The sequence below is a fragment of the Pseudomonas sp. GYB4201 genome (genome assembly GCF_056312595.1).
In genome coordinates this window covers 57,234-74,251 of sequence record NZ_JBWGIG010000022.1, presented here as the reverse complement: position 1 = coordinate 74,251, position 17,018 = coordinate 57,234, and the positions used below count along the sequence as shown (strand labels likewise).

18 protein-coding genes and 1 pseudogene are annotated in these 17,018 nt (G+C 68.8%); 13 read left to right on the top strand and 6 right to left on the bottom strand.

All coding sequences use genetic code 11. The features are described 5' to 3' along the window. Positions 1-11: 11 nt before the first annotated feature. Genes cobO through AC0Z2B_RS20525 form a run of 10 tightly spaced genes read left to right on the top strand, consistent with a single transcriptional unit; the run spans position 12 to position 8,813 of the window. The gene (cobO, locus tag AC0Z2B_RS20570) at positions 12-623 is read left to right on the top strand and encodes a cob(I)yrinic acid a,c-diamide adenosyltransferase (RefSeq protein WP_473004094.1); all 612 of its coding nucleotides are present in this window, start codon (positions 12-14) and stop codon (positions 621-623) included. Further along, on the top strand, positions 620-1,933 hold the full coding sequence (locus AC0Z2B_RS20565) for a cobyrinate a,c-diamide synthase (protein WP_476299038.1): 1,314 nt from the start codon (positions 620-622) through the stop codon (positions 1,931-1,933). Before cobO ends, AC0Z2B_RS20565 begins: the two co-directional genes overlap by 4 nt. Then, positions 1,933-2,583, top strand: a complete 651-nt coding sequence (gene bluB / locus AC0Z2B_RS20560) for a 5,6-dimethylbenzimidazole synthase (protein ID WP_476299036.1) — start codon at positions 1,933-1,935, stop codon at positions 2,581-2,583. Before AC0Z2B_RS20565 ends, bluB begins: the two co-directional genes overlap by 1 nt. Beyond that, the gene (gene cbiB, locus AC0Z2B_RS20555) at positions 2,580-3,488 is read left to right on the top strand and encodes an adenosylcobinamide-phosphate synthase CbiB (protein WP_416426214.1); all 909 of its coding nucleotides are present in this window, start codon (positions 2,580-2,582) and stop codon (positions 3,486-3,488) included. The genes bluB and cbiB overlap by 4 nt, the downstream gene beginning before the upstream one ends. Then, the gene (gene cobD / locus AC0Z2B_RS20550; protein ID WP_476299034.1) at positions 3,481-4,473 is read left to right on the top strand and encodes a threonine-phosphate decarboxylase CobD; all 993 of its coding nucleotides are present in this window, start codon (positions 3,481-3,483) and stop codon (positions 4,471-4,473) included. Before cbiB ends, cobD begins: the two co-directional genes overlap by 8 nt. Positions 4,474-4,481: 8 nt before the next feature. Next, positions 4,482-5,948 carry a cobyric acid synthase gene (locus tag AC0Z2B_RS20545; protein ID WP_476299066.1) on the top strand — a complete coding sequence of 489 codons (1,467 nt, stop codon included), beginning with the start codon at positions 4,482-4,484 and terminating at the stop codon, positions 5,946-5,948. Next, the gene (cobU, locus tag AC0Z2B_RS20540; protein WP_476299032.1) at positions 5,936-6,457 is read left to right on the top strand and encodes a bifunctional adenosylcobinamide kinase/adenosylcobinamide-phosphate guanylyltransferase; all 522 of its coding nucleotides are present in this window, start codon (positions 5,936-5,938) and stop codon (positions 6,455-6,457) included. Before AC0Z2B_RS20545 ends, cobU begins: the two co-directional genes overlap by 13 nt. After that, the gene (cobT, locus tag AC0Z2B_RS20535) at positions 6,454-7,509 is read left to right on the top strand and encodes a nicotinate-nucleotide--dimethylbenzimidazole phosphoribosyltransferase (protein ID WP_416426208.1); all 1,056 of its coding nucleotides are present in this window, start codon (positions 6,454-6,456) and stop codon (positions 7,507-7,509) included. Before cobU ends, cobT begins: the two co-directional genes overlap by 4 nt. Then, positions 7,506-8,081 carry an alpha-ribazole phosphatase family protein gene (gene cobC, locus AC0Z2B_RS20530; RefSeq protein ID WP_476299030.1) on the top strand — a complete coding sequence of 192 codons (576 nt, stop codon included), beginning with the start codon at positions 7,506-7,508 and terminating at the stop codon, positions 8,079-8,081. The genes cobT and cobC overlap by 4 nt, the downstream gene beginning before the upstream one ends. Before the next feature lie 3 nt (positions 8,082-8,084). Beyond that, a complete protein-coding gene (locus AC0Z2B_RS20525; RefSeq protein WP_476299028.1) occupies positions 8,085-8,813 on the top strand; it encodes an adenosylcobinamide-GDP ribazoletransferase in 729 nt (242 codons plus the stop codon). A 110-nt stretch (positions 8,814-8,923) separates the two neighbouring features. On the opposite strand, the gene AC0Z2B_RS20520 is transcribed toward AC0Z2B_RS20525, so the two are convergent. Further along, positions 8,924-9,814 carry a DMT family transporter gene (locus AC0Z2B_RS20520; protein ID WP_476299026.1) on the bottom strand — a complete coding sequence of 297 codons (891 nt, stop codon included), beginning with the start codon at positions 9,812-9,814 and terminating at the stop codon, positions 8,924-8,926. Between the two features lie 109 nt (positions 9,815-9,923). On the opposite strand from AC0Z2B_RS20520, the gene AC0Z2B_RS20515 reads away from it, so the two are divergent. Beyond that, entirely contained in the window at positions 9,924-10,730 is an 807-nt protein-coding gene (locus AC0Z2B_RS20515; protein ID WP_476299024.1) for a UDP-2,3-diacylglucosamine diphosphatase, read from the top strand. A 33-nt stretch (positions 10,731-10,763) separates the two neighbouring features. Here AC0Z2B_RS20515 and AC0Z2B_RS20510 read toward each other — a convergent pair whose 3' ends face one another. Beyond that, a complete protein-coding gene (locus AC0Z2B_RS20510) occupies positions 10,764-11,351 on the bottom strand; it encodes an HD domain-containing protein (protein ID WP_476299022.1) in 588 nt (195 codons plus the stop codon). Between the two features lie 45 nt (positions 11,352-11,396). Next, entirely contained in the window at positions 11,397-11,708 is a 312-nt protein-coding gene (locus tag AC0Z2B_RS20505) for an Mpo1-like protein (RefSeq protein ID WP_476299020.1), read from the bottom strand. Positions 11,709-11,856: 148 nt separating this feature from the next. Between AC0Z2B_RS20505 and AC0Z2B_RS20500 the strand changes: the two genes are divergently transcribed. Next, a complete protein-coding gene (locus AC0Z2B_RS20500) occupies positions 11,857-12,921 on the top strand; it encodes an AraC family transcriptional regulator (protein ID WP_476299018.1) in 1,065 nt (354 codons plus the stop codon). Here the strand turns inward: AC0Z2B_RS20500 and AC0Z2B_RS20495 are convergent. Continuing rightward, complete coding sequence (locus AC0Z2B_RS20495; RefSeq protein ID WP_476299016.1) at positions 12,878-14,332, bottom strand: TrkH family potassium uptake protein; 1,455 nt, start codon at positions 14,330-14,332, stop codon at positions 12,878-12,880. The two genes, AC0Z2B_RS20500 and AC0Z2B_RS20495, sit on opposite strands and share 44 nt — an antisense overlap. Positions 14,333-14,457: 125 nt before the next feature. Here AC0Z2B_RS20495 and AC0Z2B_RS20490 point away from each other — a divergent pair. Then, positions 14,458-15,009: pseudogene (locus tag AC0Z2B_RS20490) on the top strand (nitroreductase family protein); the annotation flags it as partial. 80 nt (positions 15,010-15,089) lie between these two features. Here the strand turns inward: AC0Z2B_RS20490 and AC0Z2B_RS20485 are convergent. Together AC0Z2B_RS20485 and AC0Z2B_RS20480 are read right to left on the bottom strand one after the other, a co-directional pair. Continuing rightward, complete coding sequence (locus AC0Z2B_RS20485) at positions 15,090-16,430, bottom strand: sensor histidine kinase (RefSeq protein WP_476299014.1); 1,341 nt, start codon at positions 16,428-16,430, stop codon at positions 15,090-15,092. A gap of 71 nt (positions 16,431-16,501) precedes the next feature. Then, positions 16,502-16,963: an LTXXQ domain protein gene (locus tag AC0Z2B_RS20480; RefSeq protein ID WP_416426190.1), complete on the bottom strand. Its 462-nt coding sequence runs from the start codon at positions 16,961-16,963 to the stop codon at positions 16,502-16,504. Between the last annotated feature and the right edge of the window lie 55 nt (positions 16,964-17,018).

Genomic DNA, 17,018 nt, shown 5'->3' with positions numbered 1-17,018 from the left:
GGAGAGCTGCGATGAGTGAATCCCAGGAACGTGAACAACGCCATCTGGCGCGCATGTTGCGCAAGAAGGCGATCATTGACGAGCGCATTGCCAATGCGCCCAACGAATGCGGGCTGCTGCTGGTGCTGAGCGGCAACGGCAAGGGCAAGAGCAGCTCGGCCTTCGGCATGCTCGCGCGCGCCATGGGCCACGGCATGCAGTGCGGCGTGGTGCAGTTCATCAAGGGCCGCAACGCCACCGGCGAAGAGCTGTTCTTCCGCCGCTTCCCCGAGCAGGTGCGCTACCACGTGATGGGCGAGGGCTTCACCTGGGAAACCCAGGACCGCCAGCGCGACATCGCCGCCGCCCAGGCCGCCTGGGAAGTGTCCCGTGGCCTGCTGCAGGACGAGAGCATCGGCCTGGTGATTCTCGATGAGCTGAACATCGCCCTCAAGCACGGCTACCTGGACCTCGACCAGGTGCTGGCCGACCTGCAGGCGCGTCCCGCCATGCAGCACGTGGTGGTCACCGGCCGTGGCGCCAAGGACGAGATGGTCGAACTGGCCGACACCGTCACCGAGATGGGCATGCTCAAGCACGCCTTCCAGGCCGGCATTCGTGCCCAGAAGGGCATCGAGCTATGACCCAGCCGCGTCATTGCCCGGCGGTGCTGATCGCAGCACCCGCTTCTGGCCAGGGCAAGACCACCGTCACCGCCGCCCTGGCGCGCCTGCACCGCAACCAGGGGCGCAAGGTGCGGGTGTTCAAGTGCGGGCCGGATTTCCTCGACCCCATGATCCTGGAACGGGCCAGTGGCGCGCCGGTGTACCAGCTCGACTTGTGGATGGTGGGCGCCGAGGAAAGCCGGCGCCTGCTGTGGGAAGCGGCGGCCGAGGCTGACCTGATCCTGATCGAGGGCGTGATGGGCCTGTTCGACGGCACCCCCAGCAGCGCCGACCTGGCGCGGCACTTCGGCGTGCCGGTGCTGGGCGTGATCGACGGCACCGCCATGGCCCAGACCTTCGGCGCCCTGGCCCTGGGCCTGGCGCGCTACCAGCCGGACCTGCCGTTCGCCGGCGTGCTGGCCAACCGCGTCGGCACCCTGCGCCACGCGCAACTGCTGGAAGGCAGCCTCACCGAAGGCCTGCGCTGGTACGGCGCGCTGTCCCGCGAGACCGGCATCGAACTGCCCAGCCGCCACCTGGGCCTGGTGCAGGCCAGCGAGCTGAACGACCTGGACCTGCGCCTGGACGCGGCCGCCAATGCCCTGGCGGCAAGCTGCGAAGTCGCGCTGCCACCGCCGGTGACCTTCGCCGCGCCCACCCCGGTACCGTGCGAACCCCTGCTGGCCGGCGTGCGCATTGCCGTCGCCCGTGACGAAGCCTTCGCCTTCACCTACGGCGCCAGCCTCGACCTGCTGCGCGCCATGGGCGCCGAGCTGAGCTTCTTCTCGCCGGTGCATGACCAGCAGCTGCCGCCCTGCGACAGCCTGTACCTGCCCGGTGGCTACCCGGAACTGCACCACCACACCCTGGCGGCCAACGCGCCGATGCTGGCGGCGATTCGCGGCCACCACGCCGAGGGCAAGCCGCTGCTGGCTGAATGTGGCGGCATGCTCTACCTGCTGGACGCCCTGACCGACGTCGACGGCCAGCGCGCCGAGCTGCTGGGCCTGCTGCCCGGCGAAGCGGTGATGCAAAAGCGCCTGGCGGCCCTGGCCCTGCAAGCGGTGGAGCTGCCCGAGGGCACCCTGCGCGGGCACACCTACCACCATTCGCTGACCAGCACCGCGCTTGAGCCCATTGCCCGTGGCCTCAGCCCCAACGGTGGCCGCGGCGCCGAGGCGGTGTACCGTGATGGCCGGCTGACGGCGTCGTACGTGCACTTCTATTTCCCGTCCAACCCGGCGGCCGTTGCCGCCCTGTTCTGCCCCAAAGGGGCCTCGCACATTTGATGACTGACAACGCCTACACCCCCGCCGAGCGCGCGGCCATCTACCGAGCCATCGGTGAGCGCCGCGACATGCGTCACTTCGCCGGCGGCGACGTCGCCCCGCAACTGCTGGCGCGCCTGCTGCACGCCGCGCACCAAGCGCCCAGCGTCGGCCTGATGCAGCCCTGGCGCTTCATCCGCATCAGCGATCGCGCCTTGCGCGGGCGTATCCAGGCGGTGGTGGAGGACGAGCGGGTGCGCACCGCCGAGGCCCTGGGCGAGCGCTCGGATGAGTTCATGAAGCTCAAGGTGGAAGGTATCAACGACTGCGCCGAGGTGCTGGTGGCGGCGCTGATGGACGACCGCGAGCGCTACGTCTTCGGCCGCCGTACCTTGCCGGAGATGGACCTGGCGTCGCTGTCCTGCGCCATCCAGAACCTGTGGCTGGCGGCGCGCGCCGAAGGCCTGGGCATGGGCTGGGTGTCGCTGTTCGACCCGCAGGCCCTGGCCGACCTGCTGGGCCTGCCCGCCGGCGCCAAGCCCATGGCCGTGCTGTGCCTGGGCCCGGTGACCGAATTCTACCCATCGCCCATGCTGGTGATGGAAGGCTGGGCCGAGGCCAAGCCGTTGAGCGAGATGCTGTACGAGAACCACTGGGGGGTGAAGCCATGAGCATCGCCCTGGTCACCGTTGCCGGCGTGGCGCTGGACGCCCTGCTTGGCGAGCCGAAGAGCCGTCACCCGCTGGTAGCCTTCGGGCGCCTGGCCGACCGCCTGGAGCGCCGCTTCAACGGCGGCGGCCGTGGCTGGCGCAGCCATGGCGTGACGGCCTGGTTCCTGGCCGTCATTCCCTTGACCCTGCTGGCCACGCTGCTGTCCTGGCTGCCATACGTGGGCACCCTGGTGGAAATCCTGGCGCTGTACTGCGCCCTGGGCCTGCGCAGCCTCGGTGAGCACGTGGCGCCCGTGGCCCAGGCCCTGCGCAGCGATGACCTGGACACCGCGCGCACCCGCGTGGGCTACCTGGTCAGCCGCCAGACCAGCGAGCTGGACGCCAACGCCGTGGCCCGCGCCGCCACCGAATCGGTGCTGGAGAACGGCAGCGACGCGGTGTTCGCCGCGCTGTTCTGGTTTGCCGTGGCCGGCGCGCCGGGGGTGGTGCTGTACCGCCTGAGCAATACCCTGGACGCCATGTGGGGCTACCGCAACGAGCGCTTCGAACGTTTCGGCTGGGCGGCAGCGCGCATCGACGACGTCCTCAACTATATTCCTGCACGGCTGGTGGCCCTGACCTACGCGGTGCTGGGCAAGACCCGCCTGGCCCTGCGCTGCTGGCGCCAGCAGGCGCCGAAATGGGACAGCCCCAACGCCGGCCCGGTCATGGCCGCCGGTGCTGGCGCCCTGGGCGTCGAGCTGGGTGGCCCGGCGGTCTATCATGGCGAGCTGCATGAGCGCGCGACCCTGGGCGAAGGCCCGGCGGCCGACGCCGACGCCATCGACCGCGGCTGGCAACTGGTGCAGCGCGGTGTGTGGCTGTGGCTGCTGATCCTGTGTGTGGGAGGGCAATTCTATGCTTGAGCACGGTGGACGACTGCGCAAGGCCGCGCAGCAATACGGCATCGCCGAGGCCGACTGGCTCGACCTGTCCAGCGGCCTGGCGCCCTGGCCCTGGCCGATCCCGGCGATTCCCGAACGCGCCTGGGCGCGCCTGCCGGAAACCGATGATGGCCTGGAGGCGGCGGCCTGCGCCTATTACGGCGTCAATCAGGTGCTGCCGGTGCCCGGCTCCCAGTGCGCCATCCAGCTGCTGCCGCGCCTGCGCCGGGGCGGCAAGATCGGCGTGCTGTCGCCGTGCTACGCCGAGCACGCCGAGGCCTGGCGCCGCGCCGGGCACCTGGTGCGCGAGGTCAGCGAGAGCGAGGTGGACTTCTTCCTCGACAGCCTCGACGTGCTGGTGGTGGTCAACCCCAACAACCCCACCGGCCGCGTGCTGCCCGCCGGCCGCCTGCTGGACTGGCACGCGCGGCTGGCCCAGCGCGGCGGCTGGCTGGTGGTGGACGAAGCCTTCATGGACAACACCCCGGCGGTCAGCCTGGCGCCCCACGTGGAGCGCCCGGGCCTGATCGTGCTGCGCTCGTTCGGCAAGTTCTTTGGCCTGGCCGGGGTGCGCCTGGGCTTTGTGCTGGGGCAGAAAAAGTTTCTCCAGCTGCTGGCCGAGCAGGTCGGCCCCTGGGCCGTCAGCGGCCCCACGCGCATCCTCGGCCAGGCGTGCCTGGGCGACACTGCCGGGCACCAGCGCATGATCGAGCGCAGCGAACTGGCCAGCCTGCGCCTGGCCGGCCTGCTGGCGCAGTTCGGGCTGGCGCCCCATGGCGGCTGCGCGCTGTTCCAGTGGCTGGTCACCGACAAGGCCGTGGCGCTGCACGCGTTCCTGGCCCAGCGCGGCATTCTCGTGCGCCTGTTCGTCGCCACCAGCAGCGTGCGCTTCGGCCTGCCACCCGAGGAGCCGGATTGGCTGCGCCTGGAGCAGGCGCTGCACGCCTTCAACGAGGAACACCCGTGAGTACATTGATGGTGCAGGGCACCACCTCCGATGCCGGCAAGAGCACCCTGGTGACCGCGCTGTGCCGCTGGCTGACCCGCCAGGGCGTGGCGGTGGTGCCGTTCAAGCCGCAGAACATGGCGCTCAACAGCGCAGTGACCGCCGACGGTGGCGAGATTGGCCGTGCCCAGGCGGTGCAGGCCCAGGCCGCGTACCTGGCGCCGCACACCGACATGAATCCGGTGCTGCTCAAGCCCAACAGCGACACCGGCGCCCAGGTGATCATCCATGGCCGCGTGGTCACCACCATGAACGCCGTGGCCTACCACGACTACAAGGCCATCGCCATGCAGGCGGTGCTGGCCTCGCACCAGCGCCTGAGCCAGCAGTACCCGGTGGTGATGGTGGAAGGCGCTGGCTCGCCGGCCGAGATCAACCTGCGCGCCGGCGACATCGCCAACATGGGCTTTGCCGAGGCCGTGGACTGCCCGGTGCTGCTGATCGCCGACATCAACCGTGGCGGCGTGTTCGCGCACCTGGTGGGCACCCTGGAACTGCTGTCGCCCAGCGAGCAGGCGCGGGTGCAGGGCTTCATCATCAACCGTTTCCGGGGCGACATCGCCCTGCTGCAACCGGGCCTGGACTGGCTGGAGGCGCGCACCGGCAAGCCGGTGATCGGCGTGCTGCCCTATGTGCTGGACCTGCACCTGGAAGCCGAGGACGGCCTGGACCGGCGCCAGGCCGACAAGGCCGCCCAGGTGCTGAAGGTGATCGTGCCGGTGCTGCCGCGCATCAGCAACCACACCGACTTCGACCCGCTGCGCCTGCACCCCCAGGTGGACCTGCAGTTCATCGGCCCCGGCGACAGCATTCCGCCGGCCGACCTGATCATCCTGCCCGGCTCCAAGAGCGTGCGCAGCGACCTTGCCTACCTGCGCGCCCAGGGCTGGGAGGGCGCGATCGCCCGCCACCTGCGCTACGGCGGCAAGCTGCTGGGCATCTGCGGCGGCCTGCAGATGCTCGGCCAGCAGGTGCACGACCCGCTGGGCCTGGAAGGCGCGCCCGGTTCCAGCCCGGGCCTGGGCCTGCTGGCCTACGAGACCACGCTGGAACGCGAGAAGCAGCTGCGCAACGTCCAGGGCCGCTTGAGCCTGGAAGACGCGGCCGTGGTCGGCTATGAGATTCATGCCGGGGTCACCCGTGGCCCGGCGCTGGCAAAGCCCCTGGTGCAGCTGGACGACGGCCGCTGTGACGGCGCCATCAGCGACGACGGCCAGGTGCTGGGCACCTATTTGCACGGCTTGTTCGAGGCATCGGCATCCAGCAGCGCGCTGTTGCGCTGGGCCGGCCTCGAAGCCGTGCAGGACGTGGACTACCACGCCCTGCGCGAAGTGGACATCGAACGCCTGGCGGACCTGGTGGAAAAGCACCTGGACACCGACCGCCTGCGCGCCCTGTGCGGCCTGCCACAGGAGGCGCCGGCATGCTGCAACTGATCCTCGGTGGCGCCCGCTCGGGCAAGAGCCGCCTGGCCGAACAGCGCGCCGCCGACAGCGGCCTGGCCGTGACCTACATCGCCACCAGCCAGCCGCTGGACGGCGAGATGAACGAGCGGGTGCGCCTGCACCGCCAGCGCCGCCCCGAGCACTGGGGCCTGGTGGAAGAACCGGTGGAGCTGGCGCGGGTGCTGCGTGAACACGCCGGCGCCGAGCGCTGCCTGCTGGTGGACTGCCTGACCCTGTGGCTGACCAACCTGCTGATGCTCGAAGACCCCGCACGCCTGGCCCACGAGCGCGAGGCGCTGCTGCAGTGCCTGGCCCAGCTGCCGGGCGAAATCATTTTTGTCAGCAACGAGACCGGCCTCGGCGTCGTGCCCCTGGGCGAACTGACCCGTCGCTACGTGGACGAGGCCGGCCTGTTGCACCAGGCCCTGGCCGAACGCTGCCAGCGCGTGACCCTGACCGTCGCCGGCCTGCCCCTTACCCTGAAAGGAACCGACACATGAGCAATGCCTGGTGGCTGAACCCGTGCCAGCCCATCGACACCCTGGTGCTGCAACAGGCCCAGGAACGCCAGCGCCAGCTGACCAAACCGGCCGGTTCGCTGGGCCCGCTGGAAGACGTGGCGGTGCAACTGGCCGGCCTGCAACACCGCCTGAAGCCGGCGGTGGACAAGGTCTGGATCAGCATTTTCGCTGGTGACCACGGCATCGTCGCCGAGGGCGTGTCGCCGTACCCGCAGGAAGTCACCTGGCAGATGCTGCTCAACTTCGTCAATGGCGGCGCGGCCATCAGCGTGCTTGCCCGCCAGCTGGGCGCGCAACTGGAAGTGGTCGACCTGGGCACCGCCAGCGCCGTCGACAACCTGCCCGGCGTGCGCCACGAACGCGTCGGCCCGGGCACGCGCAACTTCGCCAAGGAGCCGGCCATGACCCGTGCCCAGGGTGAGCAGGCCCTGCAGGTAGGCCGCGACAGCGTGCAGCGCGCCCTGGCCGCCGGCACCCAGCTGTTCATCGGCGGCGAGATGGGCATCGGCAACACCAGCTCGGCCGCGGCCCTGGCCTGCGCCTTGCTGGATTGCCCGATCACCGACCTCGCCGGCCCCGGCACCGGCCTCGACGCTGCGGGCGTCAGCCACAAGGCCCAGGTCATCCAGCGCGCGCTGGAGACGCACGCCAACCTGCCCGCCGACCCACTGGAACGCCTGCTGTGCTTCGGTGGTTTCGAAGTGGTGGCCCTGGTCGGTGCTTATCTCGCTGCTGCCCAGGCCGGCATTGCCGTGCTGGTGGACGGCTACATCTGCACCGTCGCCGCCCTGGTGGCCACGCGCCTGAACCCTGGCTGCCGTGACTGGTTGCTGTTCGGCCACCGTGGCGCCGAGCCGGGCCACCGCCATGTGCTCGCGGCGCTGGACGCCCAGCCGCTGCTGGACCTGGGCCTGCGCCTGGGCGAGGCCAGCGGCGCCGCCCTGGCCGTGCCGCTGCTGCGCCTGGCCTGCGACCTGCACGGGCAGATGGCGACCTTCGCCGAAGCCGCGGTGGCGGACCGCGCCGAATGACCCTGGTGCTGGACCTGCTGCGCCACGGCGAAACCGAACAGGGTGGCGGCCTGCGCGGCAGCATCGACGACGCGCTGACCGCCCATGGCTGGCAGCAGATGCGCGATGCGGTGGCCGAGCGCGGCGGCTGGGACCGCATCATCAGCTCGCCGCTGCAGCGTTGCCGGCTGTTCGCCGAGGCGCTGGCGGCCGAGCGGCAGCTGCCCCTGAGCCTGGAGCCGGGCTTGCAGGAGCTGCACTTCGGCGACTGGGAAGGGCGCAGCGCCGCCGAACTCATGGAGACCGACGAACGTGGCCTGGGCCTGTTCTGGGCCGACCCCTACGGCTTCACGCCGCCCAACGGCGAGGCGGTGCTGGCGTTCAGCGCGCGCGTGCTGGGGGCGGTCGAGCGCCTGCAGGCGGCCTACGCCGGGCAACGTTTGCTGGTGGTCTGCCACGGCGGCGTGATGCGCCTGCTGCTGGCCCGGGCCCGTGGCTTGCCGCGCGAGCAGTTGCTGTCGGTGGAGGCGGGCAACGGCAGCCTGTTCACCCTGGCGGTGGCTGCCGACGGCGACCTGCGCGAGGAAGGCTGAGCCATGTTGCCGTTCTGGATCGCCCTGCAATTTCTCAGCAGCCTGCCCGTGCGCCTGGCCGGCATGCCGCCACCCCAGGCCATGGGCCGCTCGTTGTTGTGCTACCCGCTGGTGGGCCTGCTGTTTGGCGTGCTGTTGTGGGCGCTGAACCTGCTGCTGGCCGGCAGCCCGACCTTCCTGCACGCCGCCTTGCTGCTCAGCGCCTGGGTGCTGCTCAGTGGCGGCCTGCACCTGGACGGCCTGGCCGACAGCGCCGACGCCTGGCTGGGCGGCTTCGGCGACCGGGCGCGCACCCTGGAAATCATGAAGGACCCGCGCAGCGGGCCCATCGCCGTCGTCACCCTGGTGCTGGTGCTGCTGCTGAAGTTCTGTGCGTTGCTGGCGGTGGTGGACAGCGGTCATGGCGCAATCCTGCTGATTGCGCCGTTGCTGGGTCGCGCTTCGTTGCTGGGCCTGTTCCTCAGCACGCCTTACGTGCGTGCCGGCGGCCTGGGCCAGGCGCTGGCCGACCACCTGCCACGCGCGGCGGGGCGTGGGGTGTTGCTGCTCAGCGCCGTGGCCTGTGTGTTGCTGGCGGGCGTGAAGGCCCTGTGGATACTGGCCATCGCCCTGGCCGCCGGCCTCTGGCTGCGCCAACTGATGGTGCGCCGCCTGGGCGGCACCACCGGCGACACCGCCGGGGCGTTGCTGGAATTGCTGGAGATGATCGTGTTGGTGGCCTGGGTCCTGTAATGACGCGGCCCGCCGCCGGACGCAGCCTTCGGCAGCTGCTACGCGGATTGGTGTTATGGGCCCTCCGATCGTAGCAGCGGCCACAGGCCGCGTCCCGACGCAACGTGGCCTTATGGGCCCTCCGCTGCCCCCGTAGCAGCTGCCGAAGGCTGCGTCCTGCCATTGCGCGTTGAAAGGACAATCGCCACCAGGATCAACGCCCCACCCAGCAGCATCCGCAGCGTCGGCGTCTCGCTGAAAATCACCCAGGCAAACGCAATCCCGTAGACCGGCTCCAGGGCGAACACCACCGCAGCGGTGCGCGCCTTGATCACCGCCAGGCTGGCGACGAACAGGCTGTGGGCGATGCCGGTGCAGAACACCCCCAGCAGGCCGATCCACAACCAGTCCATGGCGCTGACCGCCGCCAATTGCGGCCACGCGGCCGGCACCAGGCACAGGGCGACCACGGCGTTCTGGCACAGCGCCGCCTGCACCGGCGGCACCCGCGTGCCACCTGCGCGGTTGACCAGCGACAGCACGGCGAAGGTCAGCCCCGAGCACACCGCCCACAGCAGGCCGGCGGTGGCCTGGCTGGCGACGTCGAACGCCGGGGTCACCAGCACCAGGCCGAGGCTCACCAGCAGTACCAGCAGCACCTCGTTGCGGCGAATGCGCTCGCGGAACACCAGGCCTTCCAGCAGCACGGTGAACGCCGGGAAGCTGGCGAAACCCAGGGTGGCCACGGCCACACCGGCCATTTTCACGGCGATGAAAAAACTCACCCAGTGCGCGGCCAGCAGGGCGCCGGCGCCCAGTAGCCGCCCCCAGTCGGCCCCCTGCAACTGCTGCCAGCCGCGCCGGGCCAGGCCGAGGAACGCGGCCAACGCCGCCACCGCGAACAGCGCCCGGCCGAACACGATGACCACCGCGCTGGCAGTGGCCAGCTTGCCGAACACCCCGGCCAGGCCAAAGAACAAGGCGCCGAAATGCAGGGCGGCGAGGGCGGTGCGGTGGTTCATGTGATGTCCTTATCCAGGGAACGGCGCTGTCATTTTATTGTTGCACGAGCGTCATGGTCATTTCATGACGCCGTCGCAAGCTTGTGCAAACCCTGACGGAAGCCTGCCCATGACCAGCGCCCAGTTTCCCAAGCCAACCGGCAAGCAGCGCGTGCGCACCTTGTGGATTTCCGACGTACACCTGGGCACTCGTGATTGCCAGGCCGAGCACCTGTCACGCTTCCTCAAGACTTACCACGCCGACCGCATCTACCTGGTGGGTGACATCATCGACGGCTGGAAAATGCGCGGCGGCATGTACTGGCCCCAGGCGCACACCAACGTCATCCGCCGGCTGCTGACCATGAGCAAGCGCGGCACCGAGGTGATCTACGTCACCGGCAACCACGACGAATTCCTGCGCCGCTATTCCAAGCTGATCCTGGGCAACATCCAACTGGTGGACGAGGCCGAGCACGTCACCGCCGACGGCCGCCGGCTGCTGGTGATCCACGGCGACCAGTTCGACGTCATCACCCGCTACCACCGCTGGCTCGCCTTCCTCGGGGATTCGGCCTACGAATTCACCCTTACCCTGAACCGCTGGCTCAACCACTGGCGGGCGCGCTACGGCTATGGCTACTGGTCGCTGTCGGCGTACCTCAAGCACAAGGTCAAGACCGCGGTCAGCTTCATCAGCGACTTTGAGGAGGCCATCGCCCACGAGTGCGTGAAGCGCGGCTTCCACGGCGTAGTGTGCGGGCACATTCACCACGCCGAGATTCGCCAGGTGGGCGAGGTGGAATACCTCAACTGCGGCGATTGGGTGGAGTCGTGCACGGCGCTGATCGAGCATTGGGACGGCCAGATCGAGCTATACCGCCTGGCCGACGCGCAGGCCGCGCAACTGGCCGAAGCCACTACCGTCACCCCGTAGCAGCGGCCAAAGGCCGCGTCCCAGGCCCCACGCTCACGCCGGCATATTGGCCAGTGCTTCGCGGTACAGCGAACGCTTGGGCTCGGCGAACACCCGCGCCAGCATCGGCTCGAAGAACGCCAGCGGCAGGTGCTCGTAGGCCGGGTCGAACGCCGCGGCGTCGTACTTGGCGCAGAACTCGATGGTCTGCCGGTACTGCGGGTGGTCCTGGAATTGCTCGCGCAGGTGGCGGTCCATGCCCAGGTGGTGGAAGAAGTAATAGCCCTGGAAGATCCCGTGCTTCTCCACCATCCAGTGATTCTCGGGGCTGACGAACGGCTTGAGAATGGCCGCGGCGATGTCCGGGTGGTTGTAGCTGGCCAGGGTGTCGCCGATGTCGTGCAACAGCGCGCACACCACGTATTCCTCGTCGCGGCCATCGCGGTGGGCGCGGGTGGCGGTCTGCAGCGAGTGGGTCAGGCGGTCCACCGGGAAACCGCCGAAGTCGCCGTCCAGCAGGCGCAGGTGGGTGAGAATACGCTGGGGCAACTGGCGGGCGTACTGGGCAAAGTCGTTGGCAATGATGGCCCAGTCCTGCTCGGTGCCATCCTTCATGTGGGTGAAGCGTGCTTGGTCGCTCATCTCGGCTCCGTCTGTCGCGGGTTGCGGCGAGTATAGACGCAGTTGTCAAAAGCCCACTTTGCCCACCAGCATGTCGCGGTACATCACGAAGTCGCCGAACAGGCTGTACAGCGGGTGGCGGAAGGTGGCCGGGCGGTTCTTCTCGAAGAAGAAATGGCCCACCCAGGCGAAGCTGTAGCCGGCCAGCGGCAGGGCGAGCAACAACAGCCAGCTGCTGCTGGCGACTATCCAGGCCACCAGGGCGATCACAAGGCTGGTGCCGACGAAATGCAGCCGGCGGCACGTGCTGTTGCTGTGCTCGGCGAGGTAATAAGGGTAGAAATCCCTGAAGCTTGCAAACTCATGGCTATTGTTCACGACGGCAGTCTCGCAGACGATCAATGGGACTACGTGGCACCTTATTTAAGTCTAGAGTGAACGACAAGGCGGACCAGTGGCCGAAGGCGCCAGTTTCGTATCTTTTGACACAATTGCCACGGTTTGAAAGGAATGGGGCGGCAGCGGCATGAGCGAACGGACCACATCGGCCAGTTGGGCCGGGGGCATTGTCAAGGCGCTGGAACTGGAAGGGCTGGACTGCCGGGTGTTGTTCGCCCAGCTGGGGCTCGACTACGGCGCGCTGGACGATCCCGATGCACGTTTTACCCAGGACTCCATGACCCGGCTGTGGACCCTGGCGGTCGAGCTGTCAGGCAACCCGGCCATTGGCCTGAACATGGCGCGGGTGGTGCGCCCGGCGTCCTTCCATGTGGTGGGCTATGCGCTGATGTCCAGCCGCACCCTGGCCGAGGGCTTCGAACGTCTGGTGCGCTACCAGCGCATCATCGCCGAAAGCGCCGACGTCAGCTTCAAGCTGCTGCCCGAGGGCTACGGCCTGATCGTCACCGTGCACGGCGACCACCTGCCACCCACCCGCCAGAGCGCCGAGGCCTCGCTGGCCTGCGCCTTGTCGCTGTGCGGCTGGCTGTGCGGGCGTGTGCTGCAGCCGCGCAAGGTGCTGATCCAGGGCAGCCAGCCCCATGACCTGGCGCCTTACCAGCAGGCCTTCCACGCGCCGCTGGTGTTCGGCGCGCCCTACGATGCATTGATTTTCGAACGCACTGACATGGAGGAGCCGCTGGCCACTGCCAACGAGGCCATGGCCGCGCTGCATGACCGCTTTGCCGGTGAATACCTGGCCCGTTTCTCCGAGAGCCGCGTGACCCACCAGGCGCGCCAGGTGCTGTGCCGGCTGCTGCCCCAGGGCGAGCCCAAGCGCGAGGCGGTGGCCCAGGTGCTGCACCTGTCCCAGCGCACCTTGCAGCGGCGCTTGCAGGACGAGGGCACCAGCTTCCAGGCGCTGCTGGATGACACCCGCCGCGAGCTGGCCGAGCAGTACCTGGCGCAGCCGCGCATGACCCTGCTCGAAGCCGCCTACCTGCTGGGCTTCGCCGACCCGAGCAATTTCTTCCGCGCCTTCCGCCGCTGGTTCGACACCACGCCGGGTGAATACCGCGCGCGCCTGCTGGGCAGCGAGCTGGTCGAGGTCAGTGCCGCCAGAACGCCGGCATGCACAGCACCAGCACCGTGATGATCTCCAGCCGGCCCAGCAGCATGCCGCCGGACAGAATCCACTTGGCGGCGTCCGGCAGCCCGGCGAAGTTGCCGGACGGGCCGATGGCCTCGCCCAGCCCCGGGCCCACGCCGGACACGGTGCTGGCGGCGCCGGTCAGCGCGGTCATCCAGTCCAGGCCCAGCAGCGACAGGGCCAGGGCGATGCCGCTGATGGTGATGGCGAAGAAGAACGAGAACGTCAGGATCGAGCGCACGATGTCTTCGTCCAGGCGGTGACCGTTGTACTTCTGGCGGATCACCGCGCGCGGGTGGATCAGCTGGTTGAGGTTGGCCTTGAGCAGGATGTAGGCCACCTGGAAGCGGAAAATCTTCACCCCGCCGGCGGTAGAGCCCGAGCAGCCGCCAATGAACCCCAGGTAGAAGAACAGCATCAGGGCGAAGTTGCCCCACAGGCTGTAGTCACCCAGGGCAAAGCCGGTGGTGGTGACCACCGAGGTCACGTTCAGCGCCACGTGGCGCAGCGCCGTCCACCACGGCAGGTTGGTCTGCCACCAGTACCAGGTGGTCATCACCAGCCAGGTCACCAGCAGCAGGCCGAGGAACCCCTGCACCTGTTCGTCGCGCAGCAGTGCCCGGCGGTTGCCGCGCAGGGTGGCCACGTACAGGGTGAACGGCAGGCTGCCGAGGATCATTACCACCACCGCCACCCAGTGCACCGCTGGCTGCGACCACTTGGCCAGGGACTGGTCGGAGGTGGAGAAACCGCCGGTGGAAATCGCCGACATGGCGTGGTTGATGGCGTCGAACACGCTCATGCCCGCCGCCCAGAAGGCCAGGCTGCCCAGCGCGGTGATGCCGATGTACACCAGCACGATGGACTTGGCCACCATGTGCGAGCGCGGCATGACCTTCTCCGAGCGGTCCGAGGACTCGGTCTGGAACAGGCGCATGCCGCCCACCCGCAGCAGCGGCAGGATCGCCACCGCCATGCCGATGAAACCGATGCCGCCCAGCCAGTGCAGCAGCGAGCGCCACATCAGGATGCCCGGGGACATGGTGTCCAGGCCGCTGAGCACGGTGGAGCCGGTGGCAGTGATGCCCGACATGCTCTCGAAGAAGGCGTCGGTGTAGCTGGTGTGCTCGGTGAGCACGAAGGGCAGGGCGGCGAACACGCACACCACCAGCCAGCTGGACACGGTCAGCAGGTACATGTCGCGCGGGCGCAGGTGCACGTTGTCCGGGCGGCCGGGGACCAGCAGCGCCAGGCCGGCGACGAAGGTGATCAGGCTCGACCACAGGAAGGACGGCAGGTCGCCGGTGTGGCCGAAGATCAGCAGGGTGGCCATGGGGATGACCATGCTGATCGCCAGGGTGATCAGGAAGATGCCGATGATAAAGCCAATGATGCGCAGGGTCGGCAACGCCATGGAGTCCGCTCGGGGCTGAAAAAAGAAGGGCGCCATTCTACCTGCGGGTCTGTGCATGTAAACCCGGCAAGGGTTTGCTCGTTATGTCTAGAATAGGTGCTCTTTCACTCTTCAGGAGGTGGCCGATGGAGGCCCTCGACGCATTGCTCAACCGTGTATCCGTTCCGCGCCTGGTGGAGCCCGCGCCGTCGGCGCAACAGCGTGAAGTGCTGTTCCAGGCCGCCCTGCGCGCGCCGGACCATGGCCAGCTGCGGCCGTGGCGGTTCCTGACCGTGGAAGGCGCGGCCCGCGAGCAGCTGGGCGAGATCCTGGCCGAGGCGGTGCAGCTCAAGGGCGACGCCACCCCGGCGGCGCTGGAGAAGGCCCGTGGCATGCCGCTGCGGGCGCCGCTGGTGGTCGTGGTGGTGGCGCGCCTGCAGGATCACTTCAAGGTGCCCAAGGCCGAGCAACTGCTGGCGGCCGGCTGCGCGGCGCAGAACATCCTGCTGGCGGCGTTCGCCCAGGGCATCGGCGCGGTGTGGCGCACCGGCGAGCTGGCCTACGCCCCGCACGTGGCCAAGGGCCTGGGGCTGGGCGAGGGTGAGGAGGTGATTGCCTTCCTGTACCTGGGCACGCCGCTGAACCCGCCGCGCGAGGCGCCGGTGGTCAGCACCGCCGACTACGTCAGCGCCTGGTCGGCCGGATCGGCCGGGGCTTTTGCCGCGGCCGGCGGCCGCTGCTACAGGGGTATGTTCCGTAGCAGCGGCCGCAGGCCGCGTCAGGCGGCGGTCACTGGGGTCAGCGGCAGGTCCAGGGTGGCCATGAAACCGCCCTGGGGGTGGTTGGCCAGGCTCAGGTTGCCGCCGTGGCGTTCCACCGCCCGCCGCGCAATGGCCAGCCCCAGGCCATGGCCCGCTGCGGTCTGCCCAGGCGCCCGGTAGAACGGCTCGCCCAGCTGCGCCAGGTGCTCGTCCGCTACCCCAGGGCCGTGGTCGCGTACGCTCAACTCCACGTGTTCGTTCACCAGCCGCGCGCTCAGCTCGATGGGTTGGTCCTCGGGGTTGAAGCGCAAGGCGTTGCGCACCAGGTTATCCACCGCCCGCTCGATCATGGTCGGCCAGCCGGTCAGGGTCAGGCCCGGCTCACACTCAATCTTGATCTGCTGTTCCGCCGCGCTCAGGCGCGCATCGTTGCGCACGCTTTTCAGCACCGTGGCCACGTCCACCGGCTCGGCGGTGGCGTGCTCGGCGTCCAGCCGCGCGAGGGTCAGGATCTCGCTGATCAGCGCTTCCAGGCGGTCGCACTCGCGGGTCAGGCGCGGCCACAGGCGTTCGCGCTGCTCGGGCTCGGCGCGCTCGGCCAGGGCCAGGGCGATGCGCAGGCGCGCCAGCGGCGAGCGCAGCTCGTGGGAGACGTCGCGCAGCAGCTGCCGCTGGCTGCCGATCAGGCTTTGCAGGCGGCCACCCATGCGGTTGAAGTCGTTGGCCAGCACGCCGAACTCGTCGCGCCGCTTGGCCAGCTGCGCCAGGCTGTTCTGCTGGTAGGTGGTCTGCCCCAGTTCATGCACCGCGCCGCGCAGGCGGCTGAGCGGGCGGGTGATGGACAGGGTCACCAGCAGGCTGAACAGCGTCAGCACCACCAGGGCGATGCCCAGCGCACTGAGTGGCCACACCAGGCTCTGGCGGCGCCAGGCGTCCAGCTCCGGGTGGGCGATGCGGTAGATCAACAGGTAGGTGTCGCCGGTCTTGGGGCTGGTGTATTCGGCGGTCAGGCGCCGCCAGGGCAGGGGCCGGTCGTCATTGCCGTCGCTCTGGCGCGCCTCGAAGGCTGCCGCGCGGCGCGGGAAGGTGCCGGGCACCACCGCTTCGCCGGCTTCGTTGAGCACCTGCACATCGATGTGGTAACGCCACTTGCGCTCTTCCAGTAGTTGCTGGGCCGCGTCCTGGCCGTCTTTCTCGTACGTCTGCACCCAGGTCTGCGCCAGGTTGTGCAGGCCGGGGTGGCGGCTGAGAATCCAGGTGTCCTGGTTCAATACGTGGCCCAGCAGGATCGACAGGCCGGCGACGAGGGCGATGGCCAGCCAGAAGCTTGCCAGGATGCGCCAGAACAATGATCGCAAGGGGAGTACCTCAAATGCAGAAGCCCGGACACGCGTGAGCGTGCCGGGCGGGGGTCAACGATAGGTGAAGCTTACTGGGCTTTCTGGTCCTTTTGGGCCTTCCACGCCTGGAACTCTTTCCATTCGGCGCGGCGCGCGTCCTGTTGCTTCTTCATTTCGTCGAACTGTTTCTGCTGCGTCGGGTTCAGCACGGCGCGGATGTCGGCGCGGGCCTTGTCATGCTTGGCGGTGATCTCGTCCTTCATCGCCTTCTGGTCGGCTGCCGGCAGCTTTTCCAGGTACTTGTGCAGCACTTCGCGGTCGATGTGGCGTTCTTCACCCATCAGCTGGCCGATTTTCTGACGCTGTTCAGGGCTCAGGTCCAGCTTGGCGAAACCGTCGCGCGGGCCGCGCTCGTGGTGCATGCCAGGGCCGCCGAAGCCAGGGCCGCCAGGGCCAGGACCGAAGCCTGGGCCATCGCCGCCTTCAGGTGCAGCCATGGCAACGGCGGGCAGGGCGGCGGCGAACATCAGAGCCATAAGGGTCTTGCGCATGGTGAATCTCCTTGTCTCGTTGCCGGTGGTATCAACCGGATGAGCTCAGTTTATG